Annotated in this window: 15 protein-coding genes; 11 read left to right on the forward strand and 4 right to left on the reverse strand. The window is 36.7% G+C overall.

The window, feature by feature from the left end:
- The first annotated feature begins 130 nt into the window (after positions 1-130).
- The gene (locus HWX04_RS03470; RefSeq protein ID WP_175868823.1) at positions 131-2,596 is read left to right on the forward strand and encodes a penicillin-binding protein 1A; all 2,466 of its coding nucleotides are present in this window, start codon (positions 131-133) and stop codon (positions 2,594-2,596) included.
- A 166-nt stretch (positions 2,597-2,762) separates the two neighbouring features.
- A protein-coding gene (gene prfB, locus HWX04_RS03475) for a peptide chain release factor 2 (RefSeq protein WP_175868824.1) occupies positions 2,763-3,891 on the forward strand; the annotation gives its coding sequence in 2 pieces (ribosomal slippage) (positions 2,763-2,831 and positions 2,833-3,891; 1,128 coding nt in all).
- A gap of 782 nt (positions 3,892-4,673) precedes the next feature.
- Here the strand turns inward: prfB and HWX04_RS03480 are convergent.
- The 3 genes from HWX04_RS03480 to HWX04_RS03490 form a co-directional block, all read right to left on the reverse strand.
- A complete protein-coding gene (locus tag HWX04_RS03480; protein ID WP_175868825.1) occupies positions 4,674-5,159 on the reverse strand; it encodes a peroxiredoxin in 486 nt (161 codons plus the stop codon).
- Between the two features lie 173 nt (positions 5,160-5,332).
- On the reverse strand, positions 5,333-6,586 hold the full coding sequence (gene tyrS / locus HWX04_RS03485; RefSeq protein ID WP_175868826.1) for a tyrosine--tRNA ligase: 1,254 nt from the start codon (positions 6,584-6,586) through the stop codon (positions 5,333-5,335).
- Between the two features lie 297 nt (positions 6,587-6,883).
- Complete coding sequence (locus tag HWX04_RS03490) at positions 6,884-7,564, reverse strand: alpha/beta hydrolase (RefSeq protein WP_175868827.1); 681 nt, start codon at positions 7,562-7,564, stop codon at positions 6,884-6,886.
- Positions 7,565-7,725: 161 nt separating this feature from the next.
- On the opposite strand from HWX04_RS03490, the gene HWX04_RS03495 reads away from it, so the two are divergent.
- The 9 genes from HWX04_RS03495 to HWX04_RS08530 all read left to right on the forward strand — a co-directional run bounded on the left by HWX04_RS03495 (position 7,726) and on the right by HWX04_RS08530 (position 15,637).
- Positions 7,726-8,871, forward strand: a complete 1,146-nt coding sequence (locus HWX04_RS03495; protein WP_175868828.1) for a cysteine desulfurase family protein — start codon at positions 7,726-7,728, stop codon at positions 8,869-8,871.
- A 162-nt stretch (positions 8,872-9,033) separates the two neighbouring features.
- Positions 9,034-10,545 carry a Fe-S cluster assembly protein SufB gene (gene sufB / locus HWX04_RS03500; protein WP_175868829.1) on the forward strand — a complete coding sequence of 504 codons (1,512 nt, stop codon included), beginning with the start codon at positions 9,034-9,036 and terminating at the stop codon, positions 10,543-10,545.
- Positions 10,546-10,706: 161 nt separating this feature from the next.
- On the forward strand, positions 10,707-11,462 hold the full coding sequence (sufC, locus tag HWX04_RS03505) for a Fe-S cluster assembly ATPase SufC (protein ID WP_175868838.1): 756 nt from the start codon (positions 10,707-10,709) through the stop codon (positions 11,460-11,462).
- A 7-nt stretch (positions 11,463-11,469) separates the two neighbouring features.
- The gene (sufD, locus tag HWX04_RS03510; protein ID WP_175868830.1) at positions 11,470-12,732 is read left to right on the forward strand and encodes a Fe-S cluster assembly protein SufD; all 1,263 of its coding nucleotides are present in this window, start codon (positions 11,470-11,472) and stop codon (positions 12,730-12,732) included.
- Positions 12,733-12,742: 10 nt separating this feature from the next.
- Positions 12,743-13,987: a cysteine desulfurase gene (locus HWX04_RS03515; RefSeq protein ID WP_175868831.1), complete on the forward strand. Its 1,245-nt coding sequence runs from the start codon at positions 12,743-12,745 to the stop codon at positions 13,985-13,987.
- Entirely contained in the window at positions 13,980-14,381 is a 402-nt protein-coding gene (locus HWX04_RS03520; protein ID WP_175868832.1) for an SUF system Fe-S cluster assembly protein, read from the forward strand. Before HWX04_RS03515 ends, HWX04_RS03520 begins: the two co-directional genes overlap by 8 nt.
- A 57-nt stretch (positions 14,382-14,438) precedes the next feature.
- The gene (locus HWX04_RS08520) at positions 14,439-15,188 is read left to right on the forward strand and encodes a site-specific DNA-methyltransferase (RefSeq protein ID WP_246257388.1); all 750 of its coding nucleotides are present in this window, start codon (positions 14,439-14,441) and stop codon (positions 15,186-15,188) included.
- An 18-nt stretch (positions 15,189-15,206) separates the two neighbouring features.
- Positions 15,207-15,500 carry a site-specific DNA-methyltransferase gene (locus tag HWX04_RS08525; protein WP_246257392.1) on the forward strand — a complete coding sequence of 98 codons (294 nt, stop codon included), beginning with the start codon at positions 15,207-15,209 and terminating at the stop codon, positions 15,498-15,500.
- Positions 15,431-15,637 (forward strand): DNA methyltransferase, encoded by a 207-nt coding sequence (locus tag HWX04_RS08530; protein ID WP_246257395.1) that lies wholly within the window; start codon positions 15,431-15,433, stop codon positions 15,635-15,637. The genes HWX04_RS08525 and HWX04_RS08530 overlap by 70 nt, the downstream gene beginning before the upstream one ends.
- A 563-nt stretch (positions 15,638-16,200) precedes the next feature.
- Here HWX04_RS08530 and sodC read toward each other — a convergent pair.
- Complete coding sequence (sodC, locus tag HWX04_RS03530; protein WP_175868833.1) at positions 16,201-16,725, reverse strand: superoxide dismutase family protein; 525 nt, start codon at positions 16,723-16,725, stop codon at positions 16,201-16,203.
- Positions 16,726-16,885 lie beyond the last annotated feature (160 nt).

The following is a 16,885-nucleotide window of genomic DNA, read 5'->3' on the forward strand; positions in this document are numbered from 1 at the left end:
TTTTAGTGTACCCTAATTAAATATAAAGATACAATTTTTTTATCTCAATTTTGTGGTGATATCCACGTGGTGTGATTGAAGTAGCATATTTTTTCTTTGATCAATTCTTAAGAAAGCGATAGCCGTTTTTATGATGATTTTTTTAAAATATTTTCTTCGTTTTTTTGTTGCTACTGGACTTTGTGGCGTAATGACATGGGGTGTTATGACCAGTAGTCAAGCCAGTGCACTTCCTGATTATGAAGTTCTTTCACTTTATGAGCCATCGGTAATGACCCGTGTCCATGCTTCTGATGGCCGTCTTATGGCAGAGTTTGCAACAAAACATCGCCTCTATTTACCGATTCAATCAATCCCAAAGCTTGTTAAAGATGCTTTCATTTCGGCTGAAGACAAAAACTTTTATCATCATTTTGGTTTAGATCCCGAAGGACTTTCTCGAGCTTTGATCAACAATATTCGTAATATTGGCTCTGGAAGACGTCCAGAAGGCGCATCAACCATAACACAACAAGTCGCTAAAAACTTCCTTTTAAGTTCAGAAACAACGTTAGAGCGTAAATTTAAGGAAGGTATTTTAGCAATGCGTATAGAGAAAACCTACTCAAAAGATCATATTCTCGAACTATATCTCAATGAAATTTATTTAGGTCGTGGTACTTATGGTATAGCCTCTGCCTCTTTGACTTATTTCAATAAATCCGTCAATGATCTGACGTTAGAACAATGTGCTTATTTGGCTGCTCTTCCAAAAGGACCAGCAAATTATGATCCATTTAAGAATACACAGCGTGCTATTGATCGGCGCAATTGGGTTATAGACCGGATGGTTGCAAATGGGTATGTAACGCGTGAACAAGGCGAAAAAGCGAAAGCTAAGCCTTTGGGAGCGACAATACGCGGGAGCGATAGCTATGTTTTTGCAGCTGATTACTTTACTGAAGAAGTGCGTCGTCGTTTAATGCATCGCTATGGGGCTAAAACACTTTACGAAGGTGGGCTTTCCATCCGTACAACGCTTGATCCACATTTACAGTTTATGGCTCGTCGGGCTTTGCACAATGGGTTAATTAAATTTGATCATGCACAAGGATGGCGTGGAGCTTATGCTCATGTTGATAAGAAAGATGATTGGGGGGCTGAGCTTGCAAATATCACAGGGTTAAGTGATGTTCCTGAATGGCGTTTAGCTGTTGTTCTTTCTACAAATCCCAATAAAGTAGAGATTGGTTTACAGCCACAGCGCGAAGCTTCGGGTCTACTTTCAAAAAAGCGTGAAATTGCTGTTTTATCTGAAGCTGATTCAAAATGGGCACTCCATGTTGTGAAAGAAAAGGGATATCGAAGAACGGTTCAGAGCTTGTCTCACGTTCTGCAAGTTGGAGATATCATTTTTGTTGAAAAGCTACCCAATACAAATGACACTTATCGTTTACAACAAATCCCCAAGGTTGAAGGAGCCATCGTTGCTATGGAGCCTCATACGGGACGGGTTCTTGCAATGGTGGGAGGTTTTTCTTTTGCTGCATCAGAATTTAATCGTGCAACACAAGCTTATCGTCAGGCTGGTTCTGCGTTTAAGCCCATTGTGTACTCAGCGGCACTTGATAACGGGTATACACCAGCATCGGTTATTTTAGATGGTCCCATCGAAGTGCGCCAATATAATGGTGAGATTTGGCAACCTAAAAATTATGGTGGTACCTTTGCAGGTCCTTCAACACTGCGTTATGGTATTGAGCATTCTCGTAATCTTATGACAGTACGGCTTGCCAATGATATGGGAATGTCCCTTGTTGCTGAATATGCAGAGCGTTTTGGCGTGGTCGATAAATTGCAACCTTATCTTCCCATGGCCCTAGGGGCTGCTGAAACAACAGTGTTACGGATGGTTACAGCTTATTCTGTTATTGCCAATGGGGGCCGCTCTATTAAACCTTCTCTGATAGACCGAATTCAAGATCGTTATGGGAAGACAATTTATCGTCATGATGATCGTATTTGTGAAAATTGTAATACGTATTCATGGAATAATCAAAGAGAACCCACATTGATTGATGAGAGAGATCAAGTGCTTGACCCTATGACAGCTTATCAGATTACATCGATGATGGAAGGGGTTGTTCAGCGGGGTACTGCAGCGCGTTTACGTTATCTCAATAGACATATTGCCGCTAAAACAGGAACCACCAATGATTCTAAAGATGTATGGTTTATGGGATTTACGCCGGATCTCGTCGTTGGTATTTTTGTTGGGTATGATCAACCAGCATCGTTGGGATACAACGGGACAGGAAGTTCATTGGCAGCACCTATTTTTGGTGAATTTATGGAAGGTGCTCTTAAAGGAAAGCCGGATGTTCCCTTTAAGATGCCAAAGGGTATGATTTTAATGCCTATTAATCGGAAAACAGGAATGCTTGCGGAAAGAGGAGAGCAAGATGTCATTATAGAAGCATTTAAACCAGGGACTGGTCCTGCTGATATATATCAAGTCATTGGAGGTACGAATTCTTTTCAAGAAGGCATTCCTGCAGTAACCACTTCTCCACAAGTCAATAAAGCACTTGAAAGTGGGACAGGTGGACTGTATTAATCGACGAAATCTTTTTTGCTATGAGTCTTGGTTTTATCTGTTTTTTTATAGTGTTTGTCCTATAAATAGAATGATGAATCCGTTCCTTTTTTTGATAGAAGCTATTAATTTGTAGAAAATGCTAAGAGACATAACCAGAAAGAGTGAAAAAATACGGTGTTAAATTATGCGAGCAGAAATAGAAACATTAGTTGATGAAATTCGACAAGCAATTCAGTTGCTAAGGGGGCATCTTTGACTGGGATCAATCACTAAAGCGTCTCGAATATCTTAATCAAAAAGCAGAAGATCCTACACTTTGGGATGATGCACAACAAGCACAGGATATGATGCGTGAGCGTCAACGTCTTGATGATTCAATTAATGGTCTTTTATCATTTACAAAAACACTTGAAGAATGCATTGAGCTCATTGCGATGGGTGAAGAAGAAAGCGATGTTGAAATTATCGCTGATGCGGAAAATTCAATACGTAATCTTAAAAGTGAGATCGATAAAAGGCAAATTGATGTGCTTCTTTCAGGAGAGGCAGATCCCAATGATACCTATTTAGAAGTTCATGCTGGGGCAGGGGGAACAGAAAGCCAAGATTGGGCTTCTATGCTCTTGCGTATGTATATGCGCTGGGCTGAACAGCATGAAATGAAAGTTGAAGTTTTAGAAATTCATGATGGAGAAGAAGCAGGAATAAAGTCAGCGACGATTCTTGTAAAAGGGCATAATGCTTATGGATTGTTAAAAACAGAATCAGGCGTTCATCGCTTGGTGCGAATTTCCCCATTTGATTCGAATGCAAAGCGCCATACCTCTTTTGCAAGTATTTGGGTTTATCCGGTTATTGATGACGATATTGAGGTTGATGTTTCAGAAGCAGATGTGCGTATTGATACATATCGTGCATCGGGAGCAGGAGGACAACATGTTAATACAACAGATTCTGCCGTTCGCATTACCCATATAAAAACGGGTATTGTTGTTCAATGTCAAACTGAGCGTTCTCAGCATAAAAATCGTGCCACAGCTTGGTCAATGTTACGTGCCCGTCTTTATGAGGAAGAACTCAAAAAAAGAGAAGAAGAAACCAATGCTGTTGAATCTTCTAAAACAGAAATCGGATGGGGACATCAAATTAGATCTTATGTTCTTCAACCTTATCAACTTGTGAAAGACTTACGTACAGGGATTGAAAATACTGATCCACAATCCGTTCTTAACGGAAACTTAGATGCATTTATAGAGGCCGCACTTTCTCAACGTATTTATGGAAAAGACAAAGAGATTGAGGATATTCGTTAATAAATGGGGTCACGCCCCTCATGTAAAACAAAACGCCATCCAGTTGCCAATTTGCAGGATTTTTTTGAAGAAATATCTTTTAACGCTCGTCACACCCATTTCGCAGCGCTTATCGTGAATGGTATAAAGATAAAGCCATTTACCACTGCTATTTTTACGCTTGTAAAGAAGCACGCCGGCATTATCATTATATTTGTCAGCTTCTAATGTTGCACAGCTCTTGTATTAAGACAATTCATAAGAGGCATTTTTAGTTTTTTCTTGTACAGTTTTTACCCACACGCCAGCTCCACTTGTGATGTGCAAGCAGGTGATTTTGATCGATTCGACATATATAGATTTGAAATGAAAGAGTCTTACGATATTTTAGGCTTTCATTTAAGATGCAAAAAAGTAATTTATCATTATAGATCAATATCTTGTCAATGATATATCCCACCTTCAAACTGTATATATTTATTTCTTAAATTGCTCGTTTTATTGATGTTGTGTTGTCTCGATAGCTCTTGATACGAGACAGATTCAAAAAGGTATTTTCTTGTTCCTTTTTTCAACAGTTTCTTCTCATAAGTCAATCCTGCTTATGATGGGAGCAAATAAATTTTTTGATTAATTCAAAATAAGAAAGATCTGAAATGAGAAGAATTTACGATATCCAGAGGATTAATCTTAATGGTAAATAACCAACTGTTCTTATAAACCAACATATTGTAAAATTTAAATCCCTTAGAAAAATAAAATAAATTGGGGAGGGAGTCTGCTGAATACTGTGCACTCCTAGTTCATATGCCACCATGACGATGTAAAAGAGTTGCAGCTGCTAAAACATTTTCAGCGTGTCCAGATACGCTCACTTTGCGCCATTCTTCTGCGATTTTTCCATTTGCATCAATTAAAAAAGTGCTCCGTTCGACACCCATATATTTGCGTCCATACATGCTTTTTTCCACCCAAACACCATAAGCTTCAAGGGTTGTTTTTTCTTCATCAGAAACCAAAATGACATCAAGTCCATGTTTTACTTTAAATTTATCGTGTTTTTTTACATTATCTGGAGAAATGCCAATAACTGCAACACCGATTTCATCAAACTTCGTCTTTAATTGTGTAAAATCAAGTGCTTCGCTTGTGCATCCACTCGTATCATCTTTGGGATAAAAATATAAAACAACTGGTTTGCCTTTAAAGTCAGAAAGACAGACTGTCTCTCCTCCATCGCGTGGCAAATTAAAATCAGGAGCAAGGGTACCTTTCATTGATTTTGTCATTTTTTTCTTTCTTTTTGAGTAAAAAGATTAACTATCAGCATACAGAGAAGGAATAAAGTTTTAACTCTCTAGAATAAAATTATTTCAAAGACTTTTTGCTATCATATAAAAAATTATCCTATCATAAAAACTAAATAAAAAAATGAGCAAAAGAATGAATGAACCATCAATAATTATAGAGGTTTGATCAATATATGTTTTTTCTTACCAAAAGAAAGTTTAATGATTCTTTTTGCTGAGACATCTTTTTCAATAATAAGGTGTGTTTCATCCTTTATTATTTGATCATTAACACGTATCCCTCCACCTTGAATATGACGTCGTGCCTCACTGTTTGATTTTGCAAGTCCTGCTTTTACTAAAAGAGAGAGTAATCCAGCACCTGTTTTTAATTCTGTTGCGCTCATTTCAACCGTTGGAAGATTTTCTCCAAGTGTTTTTTCTTCAAATGTTTTGCGAGCAGTTTCTGCGGCTGCATCGGCAAGAGCCCGCCCATGCAACATGGCTGTAATTTCTGTTGCAAGAATTTTTTTTGCTTCGTTAATTTCAGTCCCTTGTAAGAGAGAAAGTTTGAGAATCTCATTCATTGGTAATGTCGTATAGAGCTTTAGAAATCGTATAACATCAGCATCTTCTGTATTGCGCCAATATTGCCAAAATTGATAAGGCGAAAGCATATCGGCATTAAGCCACACAGCACCATTCAATGATTTACCCATTTTGGCACCGGAAGAGGTCGTCAGCAATGGTGATGTTAATGCATATAATTGTGCTGTTCTCAAACGATGCCCTAATTCGATACCATTAACAATGTTGCCCCATTGATCAGAGCCTCCCATTTGCATACGCAGACCGTAACGCTTATAAAGTTCAACAAAGTCATAAGCTTGCAGAATCATATAATTAAACTCTAAGAAGGACAAAGAATGTTCACGCTCAAGTCTGAGTTTAACAGAATCAAATGACAACATACGGTTGACAGAAAAATGTTTTCCTACATCACGCAAAAATTCTAAGTAGTTTAAGTTGCACAACCATTCAGCATTATTCACAATACAAGCATCGGTTTCTTGATCACCGAATGTTAAATAGTTAGCAAATACCTTTTTAATACCATCAATATTGGCTGCAATATCATCTTGTGTTAGAAGTCGTCGTGCTTCATCTTTAAAGGAAGGATCACCAATCAATCCTGTTCCTCCACCCATTAAAGCAATGGGGCGATGGCCCGTTTTTTGTAACCAATAAAGCATCATAATCTGAAGAAGACTTCCAGCATGTAAGCTTGATGCTGTTGGATCAAATCCAATATAAGCGCTTACAGTTTCTTTTGAAAAAAGATCATCTAAGCCTTTTTCATCCGAAATTTGGTGGATAAAACCACGTTCGCTCATAATGTGTAAAAAATCAGATTTAAAGGCAAACACAGAGTCAATTTCCTAATTTAAGAGGGCAATCATTTTATATAATAGATGATTATATAATGGATCATTAATGCCTTATCTACCATAAATGACACACATCTCACAAGAGAACCAGACATATTGATAATGAAAATAATAATACGGGTATTATTCCCTTTTTATGCTAAAAAAGATATTTTTTTATCTTGGTTTTTATCCTAAAACAAAATTTAGAAAAGTCGCAAATATAGTCTGAAAAAATCACTTTATTATGATCAGAGATGATTTTTGCTAATTTTTTTATAAATCTGCTATGTTTTTCTAAGTGAGTGAAAGTATTTCAGGGGGAGGTGCGAGAAGTTCATTGCTGATATGATTATCTAAATAGTGGGCACATCGTTCAATAAGTTCTTCATGGTATCCACTAAAAAAGTGATTAGCTCCTTCCAGTATTTCTTGCGTGATGATGATACCTTTTTGTGTTTTTAATTTATCAACAAGCATTTGAACGTCTTTTGGGGGAGCAACTTTATCGATAGCACCATGAATGATAAGTCCAGAGGAGGGACACGGTGCAAGAAATGAAAAGTCATAAACATTGGGCTGAGGGGCAACAGAGATAAATCCCTCAATTTCCGGTCGGCGCATTAAAAGTTGCATACCAATCCATGATCCAAATGAATATCCTGCTACCCAGCAATTTTTCGAGTCTGGATGTTGTGTTTGCACCCAATCAAGAGCCGCCGCCGCATCTGAAAGTTCTCCTATTCCATAATCAAATTCACCTTGACTGCGACCAATACCACGAAAGTTAAAACGTAAAGTTGTAAAGCCACGTTGTTGGAACATATAAAAGAGATCGTAGACAATTTTATGATTCATCGTTCCACCAAATTGAGGATGAGGATGCAAAATGATCGCAATGGGCGCATTTTTTTGTTGTGAAGGTTGATAACGCCCTTCGAGCCGACCCGCGGGACCGTTAAAAATAATTTCTGGCATAAAATGCTCCTTAAATGCTATAAAAGGCTTTTCATTGACCTTGGTCGACTTTTACCATAGAATCTCTTAAATAATCATTAGATATTCTTTTTTAAGTGCACTTTTCAAGAAAATTGCGCTATTTTTAAATCAATTCATAAGATTAATGATTGCGATATAAAATGGTTGTAAAACGCCGATATTTTGATTACAATGCAACAACACCGCTCAAAAAAATGGCGCGGAGAGCGTTACTGGAATCTTTAGAGGTATTTGGTAATCCATCATCGGTTCATCAGGAAGGGCGTGCTGCTAAAACTTTATTACAAAAGGCGCGTCGGCAAGTCGCTGAAAATCTTAAAATAGATCCAGATAATGTTGTCTTTACCTCTGGTGCGAGTGAAGCAGCAATGACTTTATTAACACCTTTTTACACAATGGGGAATGCGAAGGTTCAATTTTCTCATCTTTACCTTGGAGCGACTGAACACCCTTCTGTTGCAGAGGGAGGGCGATTTTCTAGAGAATTGATCAGTGTCATTGCTGTTGATCAAGATGGGCTTATTCAACAAGATAAATTAGCATCACTCTTAAAGGCTCACGATAAGACAAAAGGTTTACCTCTTGTTGCTATTCAAGCTGCAAATAGTGAAACGGGTGTTATTCAACCTTTAAAAGAAATAGCTGCTATTGTTCGGGATTTAGGAGGCACTCTTATTGTTGATTTAACACAATATATCGATAAAAATGTTGTTGATATTAATCAGCTAGGAGGAGACTTTTTTATACTGTCTGCACATAAAGTTGGTGGTCCTAAAGGAGTTGGTGCTTTTGTTTCATGTGGCAATCTCCTCATGCCATATCCTCTTATTATCGGAGGGGAACAAGAAAAAGGCTTACGTGCAGGAACAGAAGCATTACCCCTTATTGCTGCTTTTGGAGCTGCGATAGCTGATTGTTTCACACAGGAAGAAATAAAACAGTTAATATATTTACGCAATAAATTAGAAGATGGACTCCAAAAGATAAGTCAAGATATTGAAATTTTTGGTAAAAGAGTTCAACGTTTGCCAAATACAACTTACTTTACTGTAGAAAATCTCAAAGCTGAAACGATGCAAATTGTTTTTGATTTGGCAGGCTTTTCTGTGTCAGCAGGCTATGCTTGTTCTTCGGGAAAAGTAAAACAAAGTAAAGTGTTGGAAGCCATGGGCTATCATGTTCCAAATGGAGCTATTCGTATTTCAATAGGACGGTGCACGACATCTCAAGACATCGATGATTTTTTATTGGTTTTTTCTCAGATTATCAGGAATAATAAGAAGTGAAATTTGTTATTTAAAATTTAGAACGATTTTAAAAATAAAATTAAGTTTTATTGAAATTTTCCCACTTTGTATATAATTTAAAGAGTAAATTGCTGCTTTAATCTTGTAAAAACAAGACTTTTAATCACCGGTTCTTGACACCGGAAGGAATGGAGAAAACTAATGCCGGCAGTGCAGGAAACGATACGCCAAGTACGTGAAATAGATGTTGATCAATATAAATATGGTTTTGAAACCAATATTGAAACAGATAAAGCCCCCAAGGGTTTAAATGAAGATATTATCAAATTTATTTCTGCTAAAAAAAATGAGCCTGAATGGATGCTAACATGGCGTTTACAAGCTTACCGCCGTTGGCTGACAATGCAAGAGCCTCATTGGGCGCGTCTTGAATATCCTAAAATTGATTTCCAGGAGCTTTATTATTATGCTGCTCCTAAAAATCATACAGGACCAAAATCTTTGGATGAAGTGGATCCTGAGTTGTTAGCAACGTACGAAAAACTTGGCATTCCCCTTAAAGAACAAGAGATTTTGGCAGGGGTAAGAAAACAGTCTGATCCCTCTATGTTTGATGACAGTGTATCTGTATCGGGGCAGGTGGCTGTTGATGCGGTCTTTGATTCTGTTTCAGTTGTGACAACATTTAAAAAAGAGTTGGCACGTGCTGGTGTAATTTTTTGTTCTATTTCAGAAGCAATTATCGAGCATTCTGATCTTATTAAAGAATATTTAGGAAGCGTTGTACCGGTGGGTGACAATTATTATGCCGCCTTAAACGCTGCTGTCTTTACAGATGGTTCATTTGTTTATATTCCCAAAGGGGTCCGTTGTCCGATGGAACTTTCAACCTACTTTAGGATTAATGAGCGTAATACAGGCCAATTTGAACGAACATTAATTATAGCAGATGAAGATTCCTATGTTTCTTATCTTGAAGGATGTACAGCGCCCCAACGTGATGAAAACCAACTTCATGCTGCTGTTGTTGAGCTTATTGCCCTTGAAAATGCAGAGATTAAATACTCTACAGTACAAAACTGGTACCCTGGCGATAAAGAGGGAAAGGGCGGTATTTATAATTTTGTGACGAAGCGTGGAGATTGTCGAGGGGATAACTCTAAAATTTCATGGACACAAGTTGAGACCGGTTCGGCAATTACTTGGAAATATCCATCCTGTTTACTCCGCGGAGATAATGCGCGTGGAGAATTTTATTCTATTGCTGTTGCAAATGGTCACCAACAAATTGATTCCGGTACAAAAATGATTCATTTAGGAAAAAATACCTCCAGTCGTATTATTTCCAAAGGAATTTCTGCTGGTTTTGCAAATAACACTTATCGAGGACAAGTCACAGCACATCGAAAAGCAAAAAATGCGCGTAACTTTACACAATGTGATAGTTTGTTAATCGGGAATGATTGTGGAGCTCATACAGTCCCTTATATTGAAGCAAAAAATGCAACAGCTCAGTTTGAACATGAAGCGACAACATCAAAAATTTCTGATGACCAACTTTTTTATGTTATGCAGAGAGGAATTCTCGAAGAAGAAGCTATCGCATTAATTGTTAATGGTTTTGTAAAAGAGGTCATTCAAAAACTTCCTATGGAATTTGCTGTTGAAGCACAAAAGCTTATTGGTATTAGCCTTGAGGGGAGTGTTGGATAATTTTATCTAATAAGATAAATTGAAGACTTAATGCAAAAAGGCTGTAACAGTAGAAAATAATGTAAAAAATGATCTCTATGGTGATTACAAAAGAAGATGGATGCTAAGGCAAAATAATATGCATTGGTATCTGAAAAAAACAGCCAGAACAGGATTTAATGATGTTAGAGATAAAAAATTTGCGTGCCCGTATTGCTGGGACGGATACAGAAGTTATTCGTAGTTTAAACTTGACGGTTCAAAATGGAGAAGTTGCCGCGATCATGGGGCAAAATGGTGCCGGAAAATCAACTTTGTCTTATTTGCTTGCTGGTCGAGATGATTATGAAATAACACAAGGAGATATTCTTTATAATGGACAATCACTTTTAGAAATGGATCCAGCAGAACGTGCAGCATATGGTATTTTTCTTGCATTTCAATATCCAATGGAAATACCAGGGGTAGCAACGATGGAGTTTTTAAAAGTCGCGATGAATTCTCAACGCAAAGCACGTGGTGATGAAGAGCTTAAAATTCCTGAATTTATAAAATATGTTAAAGAGGTTTCAGCCAAGCTTGAAATAGATATGGATATGCTAAAGCGTCCATTAAATGTAGGTTTTTCAGGGGGAGAAAAAAAACGTGCTGAAATTTTACAAATGGCACTTCTTGAACCTAAACTTTGCATTTTAGATGAAACAGATTCTGGTTTAGATATTGATGCATTAAAAATCGTTGCAGATGGTGTTAATAAACTTCGGAATTCAAAACGTTCATTTTTAGTGATTACCCATTATCAACGGCTGCTTAATTATATTATTCCTGATACGGTACATGTTCTTTATAAAGGACGAATTATCAAAAGCGGAGACAAATCCTTAGCGCTTTATTTAGAGCAAAATGGGTATGCTGATCTTATCAGGGAAGCGCTTTGAGGGTATTATGAAGATACAGCAAAACTTGTTAGCGGTTGAAGAAGATATACTGAAGAGTTTCAATCAGTATATCAACGACCTACCGGGGAATGAAGTCGTGCGAGCAATTCGCAAGAAAGCTATTGAGCAGTTTCAAATGAGGCGTCTTCCTTCCCGTAAAATCGAAAATTGGCATTATACCAATCTGCGCACGTTACTGAAGTCTGTGAGCAATTTTTCAAAAGACCAAGACAATCAATTGGTTGACGCATTATTTTCAGAAAGTGCTATTTTTTCCATGAACAATGGAAAAATAGAAACACAGTCAAAGATAGATAAGATTACAGTAAAACGTCTTTCAGATGTATTAGAAGATAATTCTGTACCGATAGATCAAAACATTTCTGATGAGGATTTTATTGGGCAATTAAATACAGCTTTTGTCACAGATGGTTGGCTTTTTCACATTCCTGAAAATATAAAGTTAAATAGCCCCATTGAATTACAAAATATACAAATGGGAGGACAATCCCATACTTTTTCAGACATAAAAGTTGATAAAAATAGTCAAGTTACGTTTGTTGAACATCAGGTTGGCAATGATCAAGATACTTTTGTCAGTTCATTGTTTTCATTAGATATTGCCGCTCATAGTAATGTTACGTGGATTCTTATTCGCAATCGTGGTTTTAATTCTACGCAGTTTGGCCGATTTCATGCTGTTCTTGCTCAAGGAGCAAAGTTATCACTTTATGTCATTAATATAGGGAGTCAACTCAATCGTCAGGAAGTTGAAATTGAGTTACAAGGGGAAGAATCTGATTTTCAATTACGCGTTATAAATTTATTATCAGGACAAACACATAGTGATCTTACAATGACCGTTCGTCATGTAGAAGAAAAATCAACATCAGCTGAAATTATACGCAATGTGGTTACAGATAAGGCTGTTGGTGTTTTTCAAGGAATCATACGTGTTGCTCAAAAAGCGCAAAAAACCGATGCACGCATGGCCTGTAATAGCCTTATCCTTTCAGATGATGCAGAATTTAATGCAAAGCCTGAACTGGAGATTTTTGCTGATGATGTTGCATGCGGTCATGGCGCAACAGTTGCTAATATTAATCATGATTATCTTTTCTATCTCATGGCCCGCGGTATTCCCTTTAAAACGGCTCGTGCTCTTTTGATTAAAGGATTTATTGCTGAGCTCATTGATGACATCAAACAAGATAATATTCAGACTGTTTTGGAGAATATCCTTGGTCAGTGGCTTGAAAAAAATGTTTAAGAGAGAAAAAATGGAAAATGACGTACAAACATTCAATTATAATGTCGATGAAATTCGACGTGATTTTCCTCTTTTGCACCATCAAGTTTATGGAAAGCGATTAGCATATCTTGATAGTGGTGCTTCTGCTCAAAAACCGCAATCAGTACTCAATGCAATGAATAATTATTATCACTATCGTTATGCTAATGTGCATAGGGGAATGTATTTTTTAGCCAATGCAGCAACACAATCCTATGAAAATTCTCGTGAAACTGTCCGCCTTTTTCTAAATGCTCAAAAAGCTGAGGAAATTGTTTTTACGAAAAATGCAACGGAAGCTATTAATACGGTTGCTTATGGTTGGGCTATGCCCAAACTCAAGGAAGGTGATGAGATTGTTTTAACGATCATGGAACATCATGCAAATATTATCCCTTGGCATTTTCTCCGTGAACAAAAAGGGGTTAAACTTATTTTTGTTCCTGTTGATGAAAATGGTGTTCTACATATTGAAGATTTCCAAAAGGCTTTGAGCGAAAAAACGCGGCTTGTCGCTATAACGCATATGTCTAATATATTAGGGACTGTGCCTCCTGTTAAAGAGATAATTAAGCAAGCACATCAAAATTCTATTCCTGTTCTTGTTGATGGTTCTCAAGGAGCAATACATTTAACCGTTGATGTACAAGATCTCGATTGTGATTGGTATGTCTTTACAGGTCATAAGCTTTATGGTCCCACGGGTGTTGGTGTTCTTTATGGTAAGGAACATCGGTTAGAAGAAATGCGTCCTTTTCAAGGGGGAGGTGAAATGATCGAGGAGGTAACAACCGATAAGGTGCTTTATAATGCTCCTCCTTATCGTTTTGAAGCAGGTACATCTCCTATCGTTGAAGCTATTGGATTAGCTGCAGCTATTGACTATATACAAGAGAAAGGTCGCAGTGTAATTCATGCCCATGAAATGTCTCTTTCAGTTTATGCGCATGAAAAACTTAAAACAGTTGAATCATTGCGTATTTATGGTCATGCCCCCAATAAAGGCGCGATTATATCATTTACAATTGAAGGTATTCATGCTCATGATATCGCTATGTTTATTGATAGAAAAGGGGTTGCAATACGTGCGGGAACGCATTGTGCCCAACCTTTATTACAACGCTTTGGTCTAACATCTATTTGTCGTGCATCGTTAGCTATGTATAATACTCAAGAAGATATAGATCAATTAGTCGAAGCATTAAGAGAAACAAGGACATTTTTTAATGGCTGAGTTAATAGAAGAGTGTCATTCTACGGAATCTGTTGAAACTGTAAGTGAAAATGAAAAATCTTACATGTCAGCAATGCCAGCAGACGAAATTGATCGTATGACGAATGATATTATTGCTGCTCTTAAAACAGTTTATGATCCAGAGATTCCTGCTGATATTTATGAGCTAGGACTGATTTATCGTATTGATATTGAAGATGATCGTTCAGTAAAAATTGAAATGACTCTGACAGCGCCGGGCTGTCCTGTTGCTGGTGAAATGCCAGGATGGGTAGAAAATGCTGTCAGCGCTGTTGAAGGGGTTTCGCATGTTGAAGTCACTATGACTTTTGATCCACCATGGACACCTGAGTGTATGTCAGAAGAAGCGCAAATTGCTGTCGGATGGTATTAACAATATTATTCGTGAGTACATCGTTTTTCGCAAACAGTTGGATTTAAAAACGATTACATGCATTATAATAAACAAAAATTAGAACTTAACTGGATTGGAAAAGAAAAACGCCCTAAACTGGAACCTCGTATCTTATTAGAAGATTTTGAAAAATCTTATCATGCCTCGCATCAAATATCATCTCAAGATATTTTTGATAATAAACTTATTTTTGGTGATAATTTGCTCGCACTCAAAGCGCTTGAGCAAGAATATACGGGGAAGCTGAAATGTATCTATATTAATCCACCTTATAATACAGGCAATGCTTTTGAGCATTATGAAGATGGTTTAGAGCACTCCATATGGCTCAGTCTTATGAGAGATCGGCTAGAATTGTTACATCACTTATTAGCATATGATGGAAGTATCTGGATATCGATTGATGATGATGAACAAGCCTATCTTAAAGTGATTATGGATGAAATTTTTGGTCGCCCAAATTTCATCAACAATATTATTTGGCAAAAAAAATATGCTCCACAAAATGATACGAAATGGTTTTCTGATAATCATGATTTTATAATGGTTTATACCAAAGACAAAACGATTTGGTGCCCTCACTTGCTTCCTCGTTCAAATGATATGGATGCCCGCTATAAAAATCCTGATAATGATCCTCGTGGTCCTTGGAAATCCGGAGACTTATCCGTAAAAAGGGTAACTCTTAAGGATATTTATGAAATCATCACACCTTCTGGACGAAAAGTAATGCCTCCGCATGGCAGAAGTTGGACTGTGAGTGAAAAAAACTCTCTGAATTATTGAAAGATAATCGCATTTGGTTTGGTCCAAACGGGAAACAATGTTCCTTCTCGAAAGCGTTTTTTATCAGAAGTAAAAGATGGTATGGTTTCAATGACCATTTGGCCCTATACGGAGGTAGGGCATAATCAAGATGCAAAAAGAGAAGTCAAAGCCTTTAATTCTGAGAGTGTCTTTACAACTCCCAAACCTGAGCGTCTAATGGAACGCATCATTAACTTGCAAGTAAGCCTGGTGATCTTGTACTGGATTCCTTTGCAGGTTCTGGCACGACTGGTGCTGTTGCTCATAAAATGGGACGCAAGTGGATTATGATGGAACTTGGTGAACATTGTCACACCCATATTATTCCTCGTTTAAAACAAGTGATTGATGGAACGGATCAAGGGGGAATTTCCAAAAATGTCAATTGGCAAGGTGGTGGTGGATTTCATTATTATCGCATTGTTTAAACGCTCTCTTTTTAAGTGATGAAATCACTATCACTGTTTTATTTAACTGATTATATTGATTTATAATGACAGTTAATCTCATTTAACTTAAATGGGAGGCTAGAATATTGTAACATTCCATCATTTTAAACCATCTTATATTGATATTGAATCAATCAAAATTTTTGCGTACGTATCAAGTAGGGGTGAGTAAAATCTGTTTTAGACCTGTTCTATTTTTTGGGTTGAGCGTGATCGCATTAGATATTAGACTTATGATTATCATTCAATTTGCTATTGTAGAAAGTGAAATTCAACTTTTTTGCTTTGTTGCATAAAGCATTGAAAGTATTGTTTCATCATATTTAAGTTTTCTTACAGAGAATTTTCACTGCTATTTCTTTAGTTCCGATTGCTGTTTGTTTAACTACTTTATCATTTGCATTAAACATTCAAAAAGAAATATGAATTTTATAAAATATTTCCATAGTTCATTTAATCTCTTGAAGTGGATTTTAAACAATGAATTTCTATCACATTTTATGATAAAGAGAGTGTATACAATAGAGAAAGACTTTCTTTATTTATTCAATAACACCGCATGCCAAACGTGCTCCACCTCCACCAAATGGTAATGGCATATCTGATTGATTATCACCCCCTAAATGAATCATTAATGAGTGCCTTTTAATTTCAGAGATTTTTTTCAATCGTGGAGCAAGAACGCTCATCATGGCATATCCTTGCTTATCAACATAAAGTGCTGGTAAATCACCAAGATGACCATTAACGTTATACGGTCCTAAATGTTTTCCGGTATGTTCAGGATCATAATGCCCACCTGCATTTCCACCAATTATGCCATCTTTTGTATCACATGAAGGATTTACATGTACATGAAAACCATGCATCCCTTCTGGTAAAGTAGATAAATTAGGGACGAAAATAAGACCGTATGTGTTTTCTTCAATTTTAATGCTACCAATAGCCTTTTGGGAGTTATTATCCTCTAGTTTATAAATATTTATTGTTGTTGATAGTGCTAATGCAGAGTTTTTATGCATTAAAAATGACATAAAAACGAACAATGAAAATAATATTTTTTTCATAAAATACCTTTATACTTACTTTAAATAATTTTTAACTATAATGTAATTTAATATATAAATATTATTTTTTATAAATATAATAAATTAAAGTATATTTTTTAAAAACTTTTATTTTTTGATCTATAAAAAATATATCTTTTATAGATGGATAATTATATCT

Origin of the sequence: Bartonella gabonensis (assembly GCF_903679515.1) — a bacterium.
Taxonomy (GTDB): Bacteria; Pseudomonadota; Alphaproteobacteria; order Rhizobiales; family Rhizobiaceae; genus Bartonella; species Bartonella gabonensis.